Origin of the sequence: Streptomyces sp. IBSNAI002 (assembly GCF_052244475.1) — a bacterium.
In the GTDB taxonomy this organism is placed as follows: Bacteria; Actinomycetota; Actinomycetes; order Streptomycetales; family Streptomycetaceae; genus Streptomyces.
The window spans coordinates 2,630,437-2,648,880 of sequence record NZ_JBQPXG010000002.1 but is presented as its reverse complement, the minus strand read 5'-3'; the positions used below and the strand labels follow the sequence as shown (position 1 = coordinate 2,648,880).

General features: G+C 72.1%; 17 protein-coding genes and 1 pseudogene. 6 read left to right on the top strand and 12 right to left on the bottom strand.

The window, feature by feature from the left end:
- Positions 1-165: 165 nt before the first annotated feature.
- Together ACTVZO_RS12835 and ACTVZO_RS12830 are read right to left on the bottom strand one after the other, a co-directional pair.
- A complete protein-coding gene (locus ACTVZO_RS12835; RefSeq protein WP_443298493.1) occupies positions 166-405 on the bottom strand; it encodes a hypothetical protein in 240 nt (79 codons plus the stop codon).
- The gene (locus ACTVZO_RS12830; RefSeq protein ID WP_443303431.1) at positions 398-580 is read right to left on the bottom strand and encodes a hypothetical protein; all 183 of its coding nucleotides are present in this window, start codon (positions 578-580) and stop codon (positions 398-400) included. The genes ACTVZO_RS12835 and ACTVZO_RS12830 overlap by 8 nt, the downstream gene beginning before the upstream one ends.
- On the opposite strand from ACTVZO_RS12830, the pseudogene ACTVZO_RS12825 reads away from it, so the two are divergent.
- Together ACTVZO_RS12825 and ACTVZO_RS12820 are read left to right on the top strand one after the other, a co-directional pair.
- A pseudogene (locus ACTVZO_RS12825) lies at positions 558-860 on the top strand (hypothetical protein); the annotation flags it as partial. The gene ACTVZO_RS12830 and the pseudogene ACTVZO_RS12825 sit on opposite strands and share 23 nt — an antisense overlap.
- Positions 861-995: 135 nt before the next feature.
- On the top strand, positions 996-1,952 hold the full coding sequence (locus ACTVZO_RS12820) for a transcriptional regulator (protein ID WP_443303430.1): 957 nt from the start codon (positions 996-998) through the stop codon (positions 1,950-1,952).
- Positions 1,953-1,961: 9 nt separating this feature from the next.
- Here the strand turns inward: ACTVZO_RS12820 and cutA (ACTVZO_RS12815) are convergent, their stop codons facing one another.
- Positions 1,962-2,288, bottom strand: a complete 327-nt coding sequence (gene cutA / locus ACTVZO_RS12815) for a divalent-cation tolerance protein CutA (protein WP_443298492.1) — start codon at positions 2,286-2,288, stop codon at positions 1,962-1,964.
- Positions 2,289-2,410: 122 nt separating this feature from the next.
- Between cutA (ACTVZO_RS12815) and ACTVZO_RS12810 the strand changes: the two genes are divergently transcribed.
- Complete coding sequence (locus tag ACTVZO_RS12810) at positions 2,411-2,989, top strand: XRE family transcriptional regulator (RefSeq protein ID WP_443298491.1); 579 nt, start codon at positions 2,411-2,413, stop codon at positions 2,987-2,989.
- A 62-nt stretch (positions 2,990-3,051) separates the two neighbouring features.
- Here ACTVZO_RS12810 and cutA (ACTVZO_RS12805) read toward each other — a convergent pair whose 3' ends face one another.
- Both cutA (ACTVZO_RS12805) and cutA (ACTVZO_RS12800) read right to left on the bottom strand, forming a co-directional pair.
- Positions 3,052-3,207 carry a divalent cation tolerance protein CutA gene (gene cutA / locus ACTVZO_RS12805; protein ID WP_443303149.1) on the bottom strand — a complete coding sequence of 52 codons (156 nt, stop codon included), beginning with the start codon at positions 3,205-3,207 and terminating at the stop codon, positions 3,052-3,054.
- A complete protein-coding gene (gene cutA / locus ACTVZO_RS12800; RefSeq protein ID WP_443298490.1) occupies positions 3,168-3,377 on the bottom strand; it encodes a divalent cation tolerance protein CutA in 210 nt (69 codons plus the stop codon). The genes cutA (ACTVZO_RS12805) and cutA (ACTVZO_RS12800) overlap by 40 nt, the downstream gene beginning before the upstream one ends.
- Positions 3,378-3,557: 180 nt before the next feature.
- On the opposite strand from cutA (ACTVZO_RS12800), the gene ACTVZO_RS12795 reads away from it, so the two are divergent.
- The gene (locus ACTVZO_RS12795) at positions 3,558-5,270 is read left to right on the top strand and encodes a carbohydrate-binding module family 20 domain-containing protein (protein ID WP_443298489.1); all 1,713 of its coding nucleotides are present in this window, start codon (positions 3,558-3,560) and stop codon (positions 5,268-5,270) included.
- Between the two features lie 94 nt (positions 5,271-5,364).
- Positions 5,365-10,722, top strand: a complete 5,358-nt coding sequence (pulA, locus tag ACTVZO_RS12790) for a pullulanase-type alpha-1,6-glucosidase (protein ID WP_443298488.1) — start codon at positions 5,365-5,367, stop codon at positions 10,720-10,722.
- On the opposite strand, the gene ACTVZO_RS12785 is transcribed toward pulA, so the two are convergent.
- From ACTVZO_RS12785 to ACTVZO_RS12755, 7 genes are all read right to left on the bottom strand, one after another.
- Positions 10,709-11,245 carry a GNAT family N-acetyltransferase gene (locus ACTVZO_RS12785; protein WP_384230125.1) on the bottom strand — a complete coding sequence of 179 codons (537 nt, stop codon included), beginning with the start codon at positions 11,243-11,245 and terminating at the stop codon, positions 10,709-10,711. The genes pulA and ACTVZO_RS12785 overlap by 14 nt on opposite strands.
- A gap of 20 nt (positions 11,246-11,265) precedes the next feature.
- Positions 11,266-11,982: a TetR/AcrR family transcriptional regulator gene (locus tag ACTVZO_RS12780; protein WP_443298487.1), complete on the bottom strand. Its 717-nt coding sequence runs from the start codon at positions 11,980-11,982 to the stop codon at positions 11,266-11,268.
- 23 nt (positions 11,983-12,005) lie between these two features.
- Entirely contained in the window at positions 12,006-13,049 is a 1,044-nt protein-coding gene (locus ACTVZO_RS12775; protein WP_443298486.1) for a PDR/VanB family oxidoreductase, read from the bottom strand.
- A complete protein-coding gene (locus ACTVZO_RS12770; protein ID WP_443298485.1) occupies positions 13,046-13,978 on the bottom strand; it encodes a metal-dependent hydrolase in 933 nt (310 codons plus the stop codon). Before ACTVZO_RS12770 ends, ACTVZO_RS12775 begins: the two co-directional genes overlap by 4 nt.
- A 55-nt stretch (positions 13,979-14,033) precedes the next feature.
- On the bottom strand, positions 14,034-15,956 hold the full coding sequence (locus ACTVZO_RS12765) for a hypothetical protein (RefSeq protein ID WP_443303148.1): 1,923 nt from the start codon (positions 15,954-15,956) through the stop codon (positions 14,034-14,036).
- Between the two features lie 57 nt (positions 15,957-16,013).
- On the bottom strand, positions 16,014-16,811 hold the full coding sequence (locus ACTVZO_RS12760) for a tyrosine-protein phosphatase (RefSeq protein WP_443298484.1): 798 nt from the start codon (positions 16,809-16,811) through the stop codon (positions 16,014-16,016).
- Between the two features lie 109 nt (positions 16,812-16,920).
- Complete coding sequence (locus ACTVZO_RS12755) at positions 16,921-17,499, bottom strand: rhomboid-like protein (RefSeq protein WP_443303146.1); 579 nt, start codon at positions 17,497-17,499, stop codon at positions 16,921-16,923.
- Between the two features lie 74 nt (positions 17,500-17,573).
- On the opposite strand from ACTVZO_RS12755, the gene ACTVZO_RS12750 reads away from it, so the two are divergent.
- A complete protein-coding gene (locus ACTVZO_RS12750) occupies positions 17,574-18,389 on the top strand; it encodes a hypothetical protein (RefSeq protein ID WP_443298483.1) in 816 nt (271 codons plus the stop codon).
- Positions 18,390-18,444: the final 55 nt, after the last annotated feature.

The following is an 18,444-nucleotide window of genomic DNA, read 5'->3' as shown; positions in this document are numbered from 1 at the left end:
TGGACATCAGGGACCGACACCTGACCACCGGGGACCGGCAGGATCCGCGCCCGGGCCGGGCACGGAAGCGATCCGGGGCCGGGGGCCGCCCAACCCGCACCAGACAGCGCCCACAAGCCCATCGGAAGCCGGTAGCGCGCCAGATCGCTACGCGCTCCTCATCTCTCAGCGTCCGACGGCCGTCCGGGGCTGGGCGTCGGCGGGCGCGACGTTGGGGGCTGCGGTCGTGAACTCGCGGCCGGACGCGTCCCGGATGTAGGCCAGTTCCACCCAGCATTCGTGGACGGCAGAGTCCGAGACGTTCTCGTTGATCACGGCCATCAGTTCTCCCTCGACGCCGGACGCGATATCGCGGACCCGGCGGCGAAGGAGCCGATGCGGCACGTACGCGTACCGCTCAGTCATCGGAGTCCTCTTCGACGGACGAGAGGAAACGCTCCCAGCCGACGAGAGCACGGTCGAGCAGCTCCTGGCTGAGCCCGGAACTGACGTGGGGGCTCGGCCAGGGGGAGTCCGGGGGGTCGTGGGCATCCAGAGCCATCGTCGGGAGCTCAGCGATGCTCATTCGGTATGTGGTCATGGGGCCAATGACACCGCTCTCCCAGTCCTCTTCCCAGGGGAAACCTTCGGGGGAAAAACCTGTCAAGGGGGAACCTGTGGGGAATTCAGCGGCCATCATGGGGCGACGCCGTCGGACAGGGGGCACACTCATTTCCGCAGAGCCGTTCGGCCAACTGCTGCTCAGGCTTCGTGTGGAAGCTGGACGCACTCAGGAGCAGCAGGCAGCCGCGATTAACACGGTCTCCGGCAGGGACACCGTGACTCGCCGTGAGATCAGCCGGTACGAGAACGGCGAGAACATTCCAACCACCCACACCCTTGCTCACATCGCGGTGGCCTGCGGGCTCCCAGCAGAGCAGCTTCAGGGGGAGGCTGCCGCTGCACGCGCACGACGTAGGAACCTGGTAGGTCGGGAAGAAAGGGAGTTGGGCGACGTGGAGCGGCGCAACCTGATTGGGGCCGCCATCGGTGCTGCTGTCGCCAGTGAGCCATGGGGGCGACTGGCCTACGCTCTTGTCAAGGGACGTCGCGTCGACACTCGCGCGGCAAGTGCCCTTGTGAACCGGGCTGGCGCGCTGCACATCAGTGAGCACCACCTGACGGCACGGCAACTTCGAGGACCCGTCGAGACGCATCTTGATGCGATCACTTCGGCCCTCCCTTACGCCCTTGAACATGAAGGCGACCTCAGCATCGCGGCCGGCGAGACGGCGGCTCTGGCTGGGTGGATCGCCTGGGATCTGGGCGATCACGCGGCAGCGCGCTCGTACTATCGAGTCACCGTTGCTTGCGCCGATGCCGTGGGTCATCCCCCGCTGCGCGCACTTGCCTTGACATACGCGAGCTACGGAGCTGCCAGCCCCGTCCGCAGGCTTGAACTGCTGACGCAGGCAGTCACAGACGTTCGCGGCCGTGGGAACGCCGCCGCAGCAGCCTGGATCCATGCCCGCCACGCTGAGGAGGCGGCTGCCATCGGCGACGTGACCGCCTCCCTACGCGCACTCGATCGCGCACGCACCGCCTACGAGTATGCCGATCACACGGCAGAACAGGCATGGGTGCAGTTCATGACCCCGGCCCGCATGGACTCTCTTGTGCTTTCTGTCTACGGACAGCTAGCTCATCCCGAGCTCGCCGAGACAGCCGATCTCGCCATGCGGCGATTGGGCGGTGAGCTGTCCGACGCGGGTGTCGTCGTCCTCGGAGACCTGGCCGCTGCTCTTCTTGCGGGAGGCGACATCGACCAGGGCGTGCACGTTGCCCGTCGGTTCGAGGCGGCGGCTGATGCCCGACCGAACACGATGGGCCGAGCGCGTGCGCTCAGCGTGGCCGACCGGCTTCCCGACCATGAGCGCGACCTGGCGGCACAGCTGCGGACCTGCGCCGCCTGACACTTCCGGCTACGCGGGGGTGGTCTCGTCGGTGACCCATGCCAGGTAGGTATCCGAGCCGCCTTCTAGCGGAAGTACGATCCACTCCGGGACTTCGTAGCTGTGTTCCTGGGTGACCCATGCGCTCAGCGCGGACAGGCGGTCTCGTGTCGTCTTGAACGAGATGCGCCACTCGGTGGCCGTCTCAATGGTTCCTTTCCACCGGTAGACGGCAGTGAACGGCGCGTCGATGTGGGCGCAGGCGGCCAGGCGGGCTTCCACCGCGCCCCGGGCCAGTTCGGCCGCGCTGTGTTCGCTGTCGATGGTGGTCTGCGCGATCACGATGTCCGTTGGCATGGCGGTCCTCCTGGGTGTCGGTTGGCCTTGACGGGACACTATCCAGATGTAGTCCAGGGCGGGGTCGGCGGCGGAGGCTCGTGCGCTGTTCCGCACTCCGGGTGTGGGGAGTTGAGGAACGAATGCCGTGGTCGCGGGTAGTCACCGACAGGGTCAAAACGGGGAGCGACCGGGAGCTGGTCCAGTCGTATCGCTACCGGTCGTCTGCTCCCTCGACCATTTGGGCCACCCTCGCGAACGAGGCATCTCGCGAGATCCTGCTCGGGGGCTACACCAACTACTTTTTCTGGACCAACGTCCCTGATTTCGGCGGCCTTTTGCGTCGCAAGGCGGAGGCGGGGTGCCGGGTTCGCGTTCTGATCGGGCGTCCGGGCAGTGAGGTCACCCGTAACCGGGAGGTGGTGGAGGCGGCTGCGCTGACCGTCCCCACCCGGAACCGGATCACCCTGGAGCATGTGGCCGCCCTTGGCGCGCTGGAGGGGTTCGAGGCCCGCTACAGCGCCCCCGAGGACGCCGTGAACCACATCAGCCTGTCGGTGTTCCGGTTCGATGACGACGCCCTCGTGACGCCCCACCTTGCCCGGGTCATCGGACACGACTCGCCGATGATGCATCTGCGCCGTCAGGGCGACGGGGGCATGTTCGACAGGTTCCGGGATCACGGTGAAGAGCTGTGGGACCGCGGAGAGCCCGTGCGCTGACCTGCGTGCGCCCCGGTGTGTGGACTCGACCGTGGCCACGGAGGGTCGACCGCCCGTAGCGGCTACTCCGGGGTCGTCTCCTCGGTGATCCAGGCGAGGTAGGCCGGGGAGCCGGCCTCTACCGGTAGGACGATCCATTCCGGGACCTCGTAGCTGTGTTCCTGGGTGACCCATGCGCTCAGGTCGGGGAGGCGGGAGCGGGTCGTCTTGAACGAGATGCGCCATTCCGTGGCCGTCTCGACCGTGCCCTTCCAGCGGTAGGCCGCCGTGAGGGGGCGTCGATGTGGGCGCAGGCGGCCAGGCGGGCTTCCACCGCGCCCCGGGCCAGTTCGGCCGCACGGTGTTCGCTGTCGATGGTGGTCTGCGCGATCACGATGTCCGTTGGCATGGTCCTCGCCTCCTGCGGGGTTCGGTGACCCGGGGGACATTACCCAGGTGGTGGCTTCGGCGGCCCCCGGAGGACACGTCGGGGAAACAATTCTGCAATCTCTTGCGCAAGCTCTTGCAGGGGCGGGTTCCGGCCCATACGGTCGCGTGCAATCCCCACCTCTCCGCCAGGAGGCCCCACATGCCCCGCACCCGTAGAGCGTTGACGGCCGCCGCCGTCGCGGTCGCCGCGCTGGCCGCCGCCACCCTCACCGCGCAGGCGCCGCAGGCGCAGGCCGTGCCACCCGGGACCAAGGACGTCACCGCCGTGATGTTCGAGTGGCGGTTCGATGCCGTGGCCAAGGCCTGCGGTGAGAGTCTCGGGCCCGCCGGGTACGGGTACGTCCAGGTCTCGCCCCCGCAGGAGCACATCCAGGGGTCCCAGTGGTGGACGTCCTACCAGCCCGTCAGCTACAAGATCGCCGGGCGGCTCGGGGACCGGGCCGCCTTCAAGGCCATGGTCGACGCCTGTCACGCCGCCGGCGTGAAGGTCGTCGCCGACTCCGTCATCAACCACATGGCCGCCGGGGACGGGACGGGGACCGGGGGGAGCGCGTACACGAAGTACGGGTACCCGGGCGTCTACTCCGGCTCCGACATGGACGACTGCCGGGCGGTCATATCCAACTACCAGGACAAGGCCAACGTCCAGAACTGCGAGCTCGTGCAGCTGGCGGACCTGGACACCGGTGAGGACTACGTGCGCGGCCGCATCGCCGGGTACCTCAACGACCTGCTGTCGCTGGGCGTCGACGGCTTCCGGATCGACGCCGCCAAGCACATGCCCGCCGCCGACCTCGCCGCCGTCAAGTCCCGGCTGAGCAACCCGGGCGCCTACTGGAAGCTGGAGGCGATCCACGGGGCGGGCGAGGCCGTGTCGCCGAGCGAGTACCTCGGCAGTGGGGACGTGCAGGAGTTCCGGTACGCGCGGGACCTCAACCGGGTCTTCCGCCACGAGAACCTGGCCTACCTGAAGAACTTCGGCGAGGCCTGGGGGTACATGGCGAGCGGGCAGTCCGCCGTGTTCGTCGACAACCACGACACCGAGCGCGGCGGGGACACCCTCAGCTACAAGGACGGCTCGACGTACACCCTCGCCAACGTGTTCATGCTGGCCTGGCCCTACGGGTCCCCGGACGTGCACTCCGGCTACGAGTGGACCGACAAGGACGCCGGCCCGCCGAACGGCGGCGCGGTGAACGCCTGTTACAGCGACGGCTGGAAGTGCCAGCACGCCTGGCGGGAGATCTCCTCCATGGTCGGCTTCCGCAACGCGGCCCGCGGCCAGTCCGTCACCGACTGGTGGGACAACGGCGGCGACCAGATCGCCTTCGGGCGCGGCTCCAAGGCGTACGTGGCGATCAACCACGAGACGAGCGCCCTGACCCGCACCTTCCAGACCTCGCTCCCGGGCGGCGACTACTGCGACGTGCAGAGCGGGCGGGTGGTCAACGTGAGCTCCGGCGGTCAGTTCACCGCCACGCTCGGCGCGGGCACCGCCCTCGCCCTGCACGCCGGCGCCCGTACCTGCTCCGGCGGCACGACGCCCCCGCCGTCGGCGGCCTCCGGTGCCTCGTTCGCCGTCAACGCCACCACCGTGCCCGGGCAGAACATCCACGTCGCCGGGGACCGCGCCGAGCTCGGTTCCTGGAACACCGCCGGTGCGCCGGGGCTCGACCCGGCCGCCTATCCCGTCTGGAAGCTCGACGTCACGCTCCCGCCCGGCACGTCCTTCGCGTACAAGTACGTCCGCAAGGACGCCGCCGGCAACGTCACGTGGGAGAGCGGCGCCAACCGCACGGCCACCGTTCCCGCGAACGGCAAGGTCACGCTGAACGACACCTGGCGCAACTGACCCACCCGTCCCACAGACCAGGGCTGCCCGGCATCCACATCCCGCCACGCCGGGCAGCCCTCATTCACGCGACACGTACACAAGGAGATCCGCCTTGATACGCCCTGCCGCAGGAGCCCTCGCCGCCGCCCTGGCCGTGACGCTCCTGCCCGCCCTGCCCGCCGCGGCGGCCACCGCCAGGCCGCCCGCCCCGCCCTCGGACGCCAAGCTCGCCGCGCAGCCGGCCCGCCACGACCTGACCCGCGAGCAGTTCTACTTCGTGCTCCCGGACCGGTTCGCGAACGGCGACCCGCGCAACGACCGGGGCGGCCTCACCGGCTCCCGCCTGGAGACCGGCCTCGACCCGACGGACAAGGGCTTCTACCAGGGCGGGGACCTCAAGGGGCTCACCGACCGGCTCGACTACATCAAGGGCCTGGGGACGACGGCCATCTGGATGGCCCCGATCTTCAAGAACCAGCCGGTGCAGGGCAAGGGCGACGACGTCTCGGCCGGCTACCACGGCTACTGGATCACCGACTTCACACAGGTCGACCCGCACTTCGGCACCAACGCCGACCTCGAGCGGCTGATCGACAAGGCCCACGGGAAGGGGATGAAGGTCTTCTTCGACGTCATCACCAACCACACGGCCGACGTCGTCGACTACCGCGAGGCGTCCTACTCGTACCTGTCGAAGGGGGCGTTCCCCTACCTGACCAAGGACGGGGTGCCCTTCGACGACGCCGACTACGCGGACGGGAAGGGCAAGTTCCCGAAGACGGGGGCCGGGTCCTTCCCGCGGACCCCGTTCGTCCCCGACGCCAAGAAGAACCTCAAGGTGCCGGCCTGGCTCAACGACCCGCAGATGTACCACAACCGGGGCGACTCCACCTTCGCCGGGGAATCCTCCGAGCAGGGCGACTTCTTCGGCCTCGACGACCTGTGGACCGAGCGTCCCGAGGTCGTCAGCGGGATGGAGAAGATCTACCGGAAGTGGGTCGAGGAATTCGATATCGACGGGTTCCGGATCGACACCGTCAAGCACGTCAACCTGGACTTCTGGAGACAGTGGGCCACCGCGCTCGACGCGTACGCGGCCAAGCGCGGCCGGGACGACTTCTTCATGTTCGGCGAGGTCTACTCCGCCGACACTGCCGTCACCTCCCCGTACGTGACGCGCGGACGCCTCGACTCCACCCTCGACTTCCCGCTCCAGGACGCGATCCGCTCGTACGCCGCCCAGGGCGCTGGAGCCGGCCGGCTGGCCGCCGTACTCGGTGACGACTACCGGTACACCACCGACAAGGCCAACGCCTACGAGCAGGTGACCTTCCTCGGAAACCACGACATGGGGCGCTTCGGCACCTTCCTCAAGCAGGACCGGCCGGGCGCGGGGGAGCAGGAGCTGCTGGACCGCTACCGGCTGGCCAACGAGCTGATGTTCTTCTCCCGGGGCAACCCGGTGGTCTACTCCGGTGACGAGCAGGGCTTCACGGGTGCGGGCGGCGACAAGGACGCCCGGCAGCCGCTCTTCGCCTCCCGGGTCGCCGACTACCTGGACGACGACCAGCTCGGAACAGTGCGCACACACGCGAGCGACGCCTACGATCCGGAACACCCGCTCTACAAGCAGATCAGTGCTCTCTCCAAGCTCGCCAAGGACCACCCCGCCCTGCGCGACGGCGTCCAGAGCGAGCGCCTCGCCGACGGCTCCGTCTACGCCTTCGCCCGCACCGACCCGCGCAGCCGCACCGAGTACCTGGTCGCCGCGAACAACGCGCCCGAGTCCAGGTCCGTGGAGATCGCCGCCCCGGCCGGCACCCAGTACCGCACTCTGTACGGCGGCACCGCGCTGCTGCGCGCCTCGGCGGCCGGCAAGCTCACCGTCCCCGTCCCCGCCTTCGGCTCGGTCGTCCTCCAGGCCACCACCCCCCTCGCCGCCCCCGCCGCCAAGCCCGCCCTGACCCTCAAGGCCCCGGCCCCCGGCGCCACCGGCACCGTCGAACTCACCGCCGACGTCACCGGCGGCGGCAGCCTGGCCCGCGTCGTCTTCGCCGCCCAGACCGGCAACGGCCCCTGGCAGATCCTCGGCTCCGCCGACCACGCCCCGTACAAGGTCACCCAGCACATCACCGCCCCCGCCGGAACGGCCCTGCGCTACAAGGCCGTCGTCGTGGACCCCGCCGGCCGCACCGCGAGCGCGCTCGCCCAGTCCGCCGCCGGACAGGTCCCGCCGAAGGAGACCCCGACCGCCACCCAGCGCGACTACGCCGTCGTCCACTACAACCGGCCCGACGGCGACTACACCGACTGGCGGCTGTACGCGTGGGGCGACATCGCCGAGGGCGAGGCCACTCCGTGGCCGGCCGGGCACGGATTCACCGGCCGCGACGCCTACGGAGCCTTCGCCTACGTCAAGCTCAAGCCCGGCGCCTCCTCCGTCGACTACCTCGTCATCGACAAGGACGGCAACAAGGACGTCGCCGCCGACCGCACCATCGACCTGACCCGCACCGGCGAGATCTGGCTGGAGCAGGGCAAGGAACCCGCCCGCACCGAACGCCCCGCCCAGCCCCCGCAGGACACCACCAAGGCCGTCCTGCACTACCAGCGCCCCGACGGCGCCTACGACGGCTGGGGCCTGCACGTCTGGACCGGCGCCGCGACCCCCACCGACTGGTCCAAGCCGATCCTCCCCACCCGCACCGACACCTACGGCGCCGTGTACGAGGTGCCGCTCGCCGCCGGAGCCACCAGCCTGGCCTACATCCTCCACAAGGGCGACGAGAAGGACCTCCCCTCCGACCAGTCCCTCGACCTGAAGGCCACCGGCCACGAGGTCTGGATGCTGGGCGGCAAGGAGAAGTACCTCCTCCCGCAGCCCGCGGGCTCCGGCGCCGCCCTGGACCTCACCAAGGCCCAGGCCGTCTGGATCGACCGCGACACCCTCGCCTGGAACGCCCCCGCGGCCGCCGCCTCCGCCCAGCTCCTCGCCTCCCGCGACGGCGCCGTCAAGGCCGAGAACGGCACCCTGCGCGAAGGCGGGGCGCAGTGGCTGCGCCTGAACCGCACCGAGCTCACCGCCGCCCAGAAGCAGAAGTTCCCGCACCTGGCCGCATACTCCGCTTTCACCGTCGACCCGCGCGACCGCGACCGGGTCCGCGAGGCCCTGCGCGGCCAGCTCGTCGCCAGTGCCCGCGCCGCGAACGGCGCCGCCCTCGCCGCCACCGGCGTACAGCTCGCCGGGGTCCTGGACGACCTGTACGCCACGACCGCCACGACCGCCGCGCTCGGCCCGGTCTTCAAGGACGGCCGCCCCACCCTCTCCGTCTGGGCCCCGACCGCCCAGCAGGTCGCCCTCGAACTCGACGGCCGCACCCTCCCCATGCGCCGCGACGACACCACCGGCGTCTGGTCGGTGCGCGGCGAACGCTCCTGGGCCGCGAAGCCCTACCGCTACGCCGTGACCGTATGGGCGCCGAGCACCGGACAGGTCGTCCGCAACCTCGTCACCGACCCCTACTCCACGGCCCTGACCGCCGACTCCACGCACAGCCTCGCCGTGGACCTCGCCGACCCGAAGCTCGCCCCGCCCGGCTGGAAGGACCTGCGCAAGCCCGCGCCCGTCCCCTTCACCTCGGCCCAGATCCAGGAGCTCCACATCCGCGACTTCTCGGTCGCGGACCGCACCTCCCAGCACCCCGGCCAGTACCTGGCCTTCACCGACACCGGCTCGGCGGGCATGACCCACCTGCGCGGCCTGGCCGCCTCCGGAACCTCGTACGTCCACCTCCTGCCCGCCTTCGACATCGGCACCATCCCGGAGAAGGCCGCGGACCGCACCGAACCCGCCTGCGACCTCGAGGCGTACGCCCCCGACGGGCAGGAGCAGCAGGCCTGCGTGGCCGCCGCTGCCGCGAAGGACGCCTACAACTGGGGCTACGACCCGCTGCACTACACCGTCCCCGAGGGCAGCTACGCCAGCGACCCGAACGGCACCGCCCGCACCGTCGAGTTCCGCAGGATGGTCCAGTCCCTCAACGGGGCCGGGCTGCGCACCGTCATGGACGTGGTCTACAACCACACCGTCGCCTCCGGGCAGTCGGACAAGTCCGTCCTGGACCGCATCGTCCCCGGCTACTACCAGCGGCTGCTGGCCGACGGCACCGTCGCCACCTCCACCTGCTGCGCCAACACCGCCCCCGAGAACGCGATGATGGGCCGGCTCGTCGTCGACTCGATCGTCACCTGGGCGAAGGACTACAAGGTCGACGGATTCCGCTTCGACCTGATGGGCCACCACCCGAAGGCCAACATCCTCGCCGTCCGCAAGGCCCTCGACGGGCTGACCGTCGCCAAGGACGGGGTCGACGGCAAGAAGATCGTCCTGTACGGGGAGGGCTGGAACTTCGGCGAGATCGCCGACGACGCCCGCTTCGTGCAGGCCACGCAGAAGAACATGGCCGGCACCGGCATCGCCACCTTCTCGGACCGGGCACGCGACGCCGTCCGCGGCGGCGGCCCCTTCGACGAGGACCCGCGCGTCCAGGGCTTCGCCTCCGGTCTGTTCACCGAGCCCAACGGATCGCCCGCCAACGGCACCCCGGCCGAGCAGAAGGCCCGCCTCCTGCACGCCCAGGACCTGATCAAGGTCGGCCTGTCCGGCAACCTCGCCCCGTACACCTTCACCGACACCACCGGCCGCCGCGTGAAGGGCTCCGAGGTGGACTACAACGGCGCCCCGGCCGGCTACGCGGCCGCCCCCGGCGACGCCCTCGCCTACGCCGACGCCCACGACAACGAGACCCTCGCCGACGCCCTCACCTACAAGCTCCCGCCGGCGACCAGCGCGGCGGACAAGGCCCGGATGCAGGTCCTGGCCATGGCCACGGCCACGCTCTCCCAGGGCCCGGCCCTCTCCCAGGCGGGCACCGACCTGCTCCGCTCCAAGTCCCTGGACCGCAACTCCTACGACAGCGGCGACTGGTTCAACGCCCTGCACTGGGACTGCCGCGACGGCAACGGCTTCGGCCGCGGCCTGCCCCCGGCCGCCGACAACGCCTCCAAGTGGCTGTACGCGAAGCCCTTGCTGACCACCCCGGCCCCCGGCTGCGCCGAGATCACCGGAGCCTCGGCCGCCTACCGCGACCTGCTGCGGATCCGCACGACCGAGCCGGCCTTCGCCCTCACCACGGCGCAGGCGGTCCAGGACCGGCTGTCCTTCCCGCTCTCCGGCACCGAGGAGACCCCCGGGGTGATCACCATGGTCCTCGGCGACCTGGTGGTGGTCTTCAACGCCACCCCCACCGCCCGCCCCCAGCGCGTTCCCGCCCTCGCGGGCACTGGCTACGTCCTGCACCCGGTGCAGGCCGCCGGCTCCGACGCCGCCGTCAAGCGGTCCGCGTACGACGCGACGACAGGAGAGTTCACCGTCCCCGCCCGCACCGTCTCGGTCTTCACACGGCGCTGAGCCGGTCCAGCCGCTTCTCCAGCAGGATCACCCCGTAGACCCTGCCGTCCTTCCCCTCCTTGTGGGGGAACTCCCCGACCACCCGGTAGCCCGCACCCCGGTAGTACGCGAGCAGCCGGGGGTTGGTGGAGACGCAGTCCAGCCGCGCCCGCTCCCGCCCGGTCCGCGCGATCCGCCGCTCGGCGTGCTCGAGCATGCGGCGCCCGGTTCCGGCGGGCGCGGCCTCGCGGGCCACCATCAGCCGGTGCACGTAGCCCGCGACGGGCGGCTGGACCCCCCAGGCCTCCTCGTCGGACCACCACAGTTCGTACGCCCCGCAGACCTGCCCGTCGGCGTCGGCGGCGATCCACACCTCGCCGTCGCGCATCTTCGACCGGAAGTGCGCGGCGTCCTTGTCACCGGGCTTCCACTGCTCGATCCCGTGCTTCTGCATCCAGCGGGCGGCCTGGTCGTAGAGCCGCACCAGCAGGCCGGCGTCCTTCTCCTCGGCGCGCCGGAACAAGATGCCGTCGTCAATGATCACGCGGGCATTATCGAGCAAGATCACCTCGGGCCGGGCACCCCGGGCGGAACCAGGGCGGCGAGCCGCCCGACCAGTTCCCCGAAGGGCCCGTCCGCGGGTTCGTCCGCCAGGATCCGTACGAGGATCCCCGCCATCTCGGCGTCGTACGCGGCGCTCACCGCGGCCAGCGCCGCGAAGTCGTGCACCAGCTGCAACTCCAGCTCGGCCCGGGGGATCCGCCGCCCGTCCAGCCAGATCAGCGCGGTGGACTCGGCCAGCGACACCCAGGACCGCACCACCAGTTCCAGCCGGGCCGGCGGGTCCTGCACGCCGATGCCCAGGTGCGCGAGGATCTGCTCGTACGCGGCCTGCCGCACCTCGTCGATCATGGCGTTGGTCTGGCTGCTCCCCACCGCCGGGCCGCCGCGCATCAACGCCGAGAAACCCGGCCCGTGTTCGTCGACGAACGAGAAGAACCGCCCCATCACGTGCAGCAGCCGGGCCCCGAGCGGCCCTTCCCGCGGCTCCACGAACCGCAGCGCCAGCTCGTCGGCGGCCCGCCGCAGCGCGGCCTCGTACAGGCTCAGCTTGCCGGGAAAGTAGTGGTAGACGAGCGGCCGCGATATGCCCGCGGCCGCGGCGATCTCGTCGATCGACACATCGTCGGGGGAGCGGTGGCTGAACAGCTCCAGGGCAACCCCGATCAGCTGCTGCCGCCGCTCCTCGACACCCATCCTGCGCCGCACCCCGGTTGTCATGCGGACACCCTAGTACGGACGGGTCACAGGTCCAGGGTGAGGTGGCCGTCCTTCGCGCGCGAGACGCACAGCAGCATCGAGTCCTCGCGTTCGCCGTCCGTGAGCAGCCCGTCGTGGTGCTCCACCTCGCCCGCGAGCACCCGCTGTTGGCAGGTTCCGCAGAACCCCTGCTCGCAGGAGTACGGGGTGTCCGGCAGCTCCCGGCGCACCGCGGCCAGTGCGGATTCGGCCGCGCCCACCTCCACCGTGCGCCCCGAGCGCCGCAGTTCGACGGTGAAGGGCCGGGCCGGGCCCGGCGCCGCGGGGGCGAAGCGCTCCAGGCGGACCGCGGCCGGGTCCGCGGCCGCCGCCGTGACGGCCCGCATCAGCGGCTCCGGTCCGCAGCAGTAGACCAGCGTGCCCGGCCGGGCCGCGGCGAGCACCGACAGGTCGGGCAGGCCCGCCTCGTCCTCGGGGACGACGGTGACCCGGTCGCCGTGGACCGCGAGGTCGGCCAGGAAGGGCATCGAGGCGCGCGAGCGGCCCCCGTAGAGGAGGGTCCAGTCGGCGCCCGCGGCCGTGGCGGCCCGCAGCATCGGCAGGATCGGGGTGATGCCGATGCCGCCCGCGACGAACACGTACGAGGGTGCCGGGACCAGCTCGAACCGGTTGCGCGGCGGCCGCAGTTCCAGCTCCGCGCCCTCGACCAGCCGGGCGTGCGCCTCGCGGGACCCGCCGCGGCCGTCCTCGATCAGCCGGATGGCGATCGTGTACGCACCGGTGTCGGCCGGGTCGCCGCACAGGGAGTACTGGCGGACCAGGCCCGAGGGCAGGACGACGTCCACGTGCGCGCCCGGGGTCCAGGCCGGGAGCTCCGGGGACGCCAGGGTCAGCCGCAGCACCCCCTCGGCCGGTTCGGTACGGGAGACGACGAGCGCGCGCAGCGGCCGGCGCGGAGAGTATCCCGAGACGGGGGTCCCCAGGGCAGGCAGCGGCCAGAGCGGGGAGGCCGCGATGCGGCGGCCCAGGGCGCGCCGGGCGGCCCAGGCCGCGCCGGCGACGGCGGTGACCGCGAGGGCGCGCCTCATGCCTTCACCCCGCGGTCCAGGCCGCCGTCCGAGCCGCCGTTCACCCCGCCGTTCGCGCCGGGCGAAGCGGCCAGGTAGGCCACCGCCTGGGCCGTCGAGCCCTCCTGCGAGGGGTGGTAGGTACGGGCGAGGTACTTCGGTATGGACTTCAGCATGGCGCCGGTGGACGGCAGGACGCCCTGCTGCCCGGCCCGGAAGAACTGGCCGAAGGAGGCCTTGCCGTCCACCAGGTGCGGGTCGTTCTCCATGAAGAAGCGCACGCCGCGCTGCCACAGGAACACCAGCGCCGAGAAGGCGGTCGCCCAGGTCCGCGCACGGCGCCGGTAGCCGCCGTCTACGTGCATGAACAGGTCGAAGGCCACCGAGCGGTGCTCGACCTCCTCCGCCCCGTGCCAGCGCAGCAGGTCGAGCATCATGGGGTCGGCGCCGCGCCGGTCCAACTCGTCGGCGTTCAGCACCCAGTCGCCCAGGAACGCCGTGTAGTGCTCGATCGCGGCGATCATCGCGACCCGCTCCATCAGCCACCAGCGGCGCGCCGTGCCCGGCGGCAGGGTCCGGTCTCCGAGCAGCTTCTCGAAGAGCCAGTCGACCTGCGCCGTGTACGGGGTCGGGTCCAGGCCCAGCCGCTTCAGGTGGGGCAGTACGTCGTCGTGGGCGGCGGCGTGCATGGCCTCCTGGCCGATGAAGCCGACCACGTCCGCGCGCAGCCGCTCGTCCGTGATGTACGGGAGCACCTGCTTGTAGACGTGCACGAACCAGCGCTCACCCGCGGGGAGCAGCAGGTGCAGCACATTGATCATGTGCCCGGTGAACGGATCGTTCGGCAGCCAGTGGAGCGGGGTGTCCTCCCAGCCGAAGGACACGTTCCGGGGCCTCGGGTCCACGTGTTCCGACGCCACGGGGGCGGGCGCGAGCGGCGTATTAGACATGGCGTCAATGTACTGAGGGGTAGGGGCGAGGAGAACCCCTCTGCGCGGACTTCTCTCAGCGCAGCGCCCCGGCCTTCGTCCCGTCCGTGAGCTTGCCCGACAGGTCGACCTGCGCACCGGCCGGCGCCTTCACCGCCAGCCGGTTGCCGTTCGCCGACCCGCTCACCCCGCCGCCCGACACCGACAGCGAGGCGAACTGCGCACTGCCCGCCGCCAGGACGTACCACTGCCCCGCACGCGACTTCCACAGCACGCCCGCCAGCACCCGCGGCTCCCGCGGCCCGCACGCCGGCGAACCCTCCGACCGGGCGGCCTGCGCCGCGAGCGGCGCACCCGGAGCCAGGAACTGCGCCTGCACCCGGTCCGCCGAACCCTGCCAGGTCTCCGCCCGCGTACAGAGCCAGGTCGCCGTCCCGTCGCCCTCGGGCAGCGGCTGCTTGGCGTACGTCCAGGCGTTCACCGTACGGACCCCGTGCGAACGCACCGACGGCAGCAGGCAGGCGATCCGCGACCAGTCGCCGAGCTCCGCGGCCTCCGTCACATCGCGTTCGGCACCCGGCGCGCCCGACGTCAGCCGGGCAGGGGTCAGTTCACCGAGGTCCGTGATCAGCCGCGTCGCACCGTCACCGGTCAGGGCGAGGGCGTTCCAGCCGGTGCAGCTGCCCGCCGGAGCGGGGCTCGGCACCGGCGGGGTCACCCCGTCCGCAGCCGTCTTCAGCGCCACCGCCGCCTCGCCCGGCTTGAGCAGGTCCCGCAGGGCCGCGCCGGTGACCCAGGGGGCGGTGAGGTAGCGGACGTTGCCGTCGACCCGGCTGAGCACGAGGGCCGTCGCGGTGTCCGCCGAGGCGCCGTCGGTCCGCGCGAAGTCCAGGGCGGCGCCGGTGGTCCCGGCGAGCGGCTCCGCGTACCGGACCACCCGCAGCCCGTCGTGCAGCAGGACCACGACCGCCTGGTCCACGGCGCCGGCGAACAGCAGCTGCGCCGGACCCATCGGCGGCCCCGACGGGGTACCCGGGGTCGCCGAGACGACCACCGAGGCGCCGGGGCGGGCCCAGACGGCCAGCGCCCGGCGCAGCAGCCCGGTGTCGTCGGCGCGGTCGCCGCGGGCCGGCCACGCGGCGAAGCCCGTACGGGAGGACGTACGCCAGAGCTCCGGCGCGGCCCGCAGCAGCTTGCCGGGATCCAGCGCCTGCTCGGCCGCGGCGTTGCGGGAGTACAGAGGGGCGGCGGCCCCGTCCGCGCCCCAGCCCCCGCCCGGCAGGGCGAGCAGCGCCCCGCACACGGCGAGCGCTGCCCCGGCGGCCAGCCCGGCCCGCACCAGCCGGCGCCGCCGCAACAGGTCGGTGGGCCGGGCCTGGAGCACGCACGGGTCGAACTCGGGCGAGGCGAACAGGGAGTCGTGCGCCGGATCACCGGACTCCGCGACCGCCGCGGCCGGATCCGCGACCCCGGCCTCGTCCAGCACCCGCAGCACCTCCGGCTCCGGCAGCCGCTCCAGCGCCCGCAGCACGCAGGCGGCCCGCCCGGCGCCGTCGAGCGTGGCCAGCCACTGGTCGAGCGCCAGCTCCTCGGCCCCGCCGGCCCGCGGGAACAGTCGCAGCCCCCACACCTGCGGCAGCAGCGGCGGGAGCTGCGCACGGCGCGGCAGCGCCCGGAACGTCAGCGGAACCCCGGCCTCCAGGGCGGCGCGCAGCACGCGCAGCCGTACGTACGCGTACCCGGCCTCACCCTCGCCGCCGCGCTGCCCCGGCACCCCGCCGCGCACGGCCGCGGCCGCGTCCCGCCGCCCGCGCGGCAGCGCCCGCTGGACCAGCGAGTGGGCGGTGAGCACCCGGCGGTTGCGGCCGAGGGCGGGCGGCAGCACCAGGTAGGCGAGCCGCACCAGCCGCGGGTAGTGCTCGACGATGGCGGCCTCGGCCTGCTCGACATCGGGAGACGGAACGAGGGTGGCGGTATCCGGCGCAGTCACGTTCAGCAGAACGAGCGAATCGTCGGATGGTCACCCGCCTCTCCGGCCGGAAACCCTCTCGGTCGGCTACGCCAGGCGGGTGCGCAGCGCCTCGACCGCCTCGTCGGAGACGCCGAGCCCCTCGCGCACGTACTTCTCCATCGAGCCGTAGCGCGTCTCGACCTCCGTCAGCGCGGACTCCAGGTAGGAGGGGAAGACGCCGATCAGCGCGAGCGCGATGTCCGGGTCGCCGCCGGCCGCCGTGAACCCCTCGATCATCGGCGCGAAGGCCTGCTTGACCGCCGGATTCACCGACAGGTACTCGGCCATCAGAGTCTCGTCGTCCGCGCCCAGCAGCGACAGGATGACCGTGGCGCCCCAGCCGGTGCGGTCCTTGCCGGCCGTGCAGTGGAAGAGCAGCGGCCCGGCCCCGGGGGCGGCGGCCTCGGTGAGCAGCAGCCGGTACGCGGCCTGGGCGGAGGCCGTGTGCACGAAGGAGCGGTAGACGTCGCCGAACAGGGCCTGCGCCTTGCCGCCGCCCAGGTGCTCCTCGGCGACGGCCGGGTCCGAGAGCAGGTCCTTGAGCTGGGCGGCCGCGGGCATCCGGCCCGTGCCCGCTTTCATCTTGTCCGCCAGCACGTCGGCGACCAGCAGCCGGGCCCCGGCCGGTATCCGGTCGGGATGGTCGGTGCGCTCGGCGTCGGTGCGGAAGTCGATGACGGTCCGCAGCCCCAGCGCGGCCACCGCCGGGTCGGCGTCGAGGTCGAGCCGGTCGAGCTGGCCGGAGCGCAGCACCAGGCCCGGACGGACCGTGCGGCCGCCGGAGAGCGGGGTGCCGCCGAGGTCGCGGAGGTTGGCGACGGTGGTGGCGGGGGTGGCGGTCATCGTGGTGGCTCCAGCGGTGTGCGAGTTGCTCGTGTCATGAAGCGGTTCATGCGAAGGGTGCGGTCGATTCCGGTCAGGCGGAAAATGCATTTCAACCGGTTTGCCCAGCTCAAGCGATTTTCTGATGTTTCGCTCCGGAAAGACAATCGAGGGCCAGGGAGACCCCGATGCCGATCCCGAGGGCTGCCAGGTGTCCGGCGTCCGTGAAGGTCCGCCCCCGTTTGACGACCGGCGCCGCGGCGAGCGCCAGGAGCCCGACCCGAGCGGTCGTGCGGACGACGCCGCGCGGCAGGGCCGAGGTGAGGGCGCCGAGCACGGAGTTGAAGCCGTAGCTGGTCCCCACGTCCAGGGCACGCCGGGTGCGCGGATCGGTCGTCCTGCGCAGCACGCCGTACACGAGGAGGGTCGCCGTGGCGTGCCCGAACAGGAACACCGCGGCCGTCCACCAGGCGCCGTACGCGTACTCGGCGTATCCGAGGACGGCGACGAGCAGCAGCGCGTACGGCAGAGGCATCGGCTCCTCGACGACGAGAGCGCTGGTCAGGACCGTCTCCCAGCGCCCGGCGGCAAGATTGTCGACATTCGTGGAGCAGGTGCGGAGCAGTCGCTCCCGCTCCTCCCGCCCCGTCCGCTCCAAGGCGTACGCCCCGAGCTGGACCCCGCCCGCGTACACGGCTCCCCACGGCATTGGATTCACCCGACCATGATCGGTTACGGCCCTCTGGCGGACACCACCGGGCCCCGTGCGAGCATGTTCCGGCCATGCTCCAGCACCCCGCGCCGATGCGCGCCACGCGGGCCGCGATGTTCGCGGCGGTGTGTACCGCTTTGGGTGCGGTGGGGCATTCGCACATGTCCGGCACGGACATTCCCCTCACAGGTCTTATGGGCGCTTTCGCGGTGACCGGCGCCCTGGCCTGGGCCGCCGCGGGCCGGCGCCGGGGACCGGCGGGGATCGCCACCGCGGTGCTCGCCGTCCAGGGGGTGCTGCACCTCCTCTTCTCCGGCAGCCAGGCGGCGAAGCCCGCACCCTCGGCGGCGCACCACCACGTGCCGGGCATGGACATGGGCGCGACGACCGCCGGAACCCCGGGCGGCGCGGCGCACGCGGCGCACGCGGCCAGGACGGCGGAGACGGCCGGAGCGGCCGACATGGCGGGCATGCCGCCGGACATGGCCACGGACCTGGCGGGCACGGCAGCCGACATGGCGGGAATGTCGCCGGACATGGCGGACGTGGCGGGCATGGCCGGGCACGGCGGGGCCGGGATGATCGCCGCTCACGTGCTGGCCGGACTGTTCTGCGCCGCCTGGCTGGCGTGGGGCGAGGCCGCCGTCTTCCGGCTGGCCCGGACCCTGGGCGCCGCCGCCCGCCACACGGCCCGGCCGCTGTCCCGCGCACTCGCCCTGGCCGGGGCGCGGGTGGCCGTCGTACCGGTCCCGCCCGCGCCCGTCACCCCGTACGAACGGCCGCGCAGCCTGCGCGGGGCCGTGCACGCCTACGCCGTGGTGCGGCGCGGCCCGCCCGCGGGCCGCGCCTTCCGCACCACGGCCCCCGGCAGCCCCGCCCGCATCTGAGCGAGGCGGCGAGACCCGGGGCCGGTTCCCCATGTCTTCGCCAACACCTAGGACC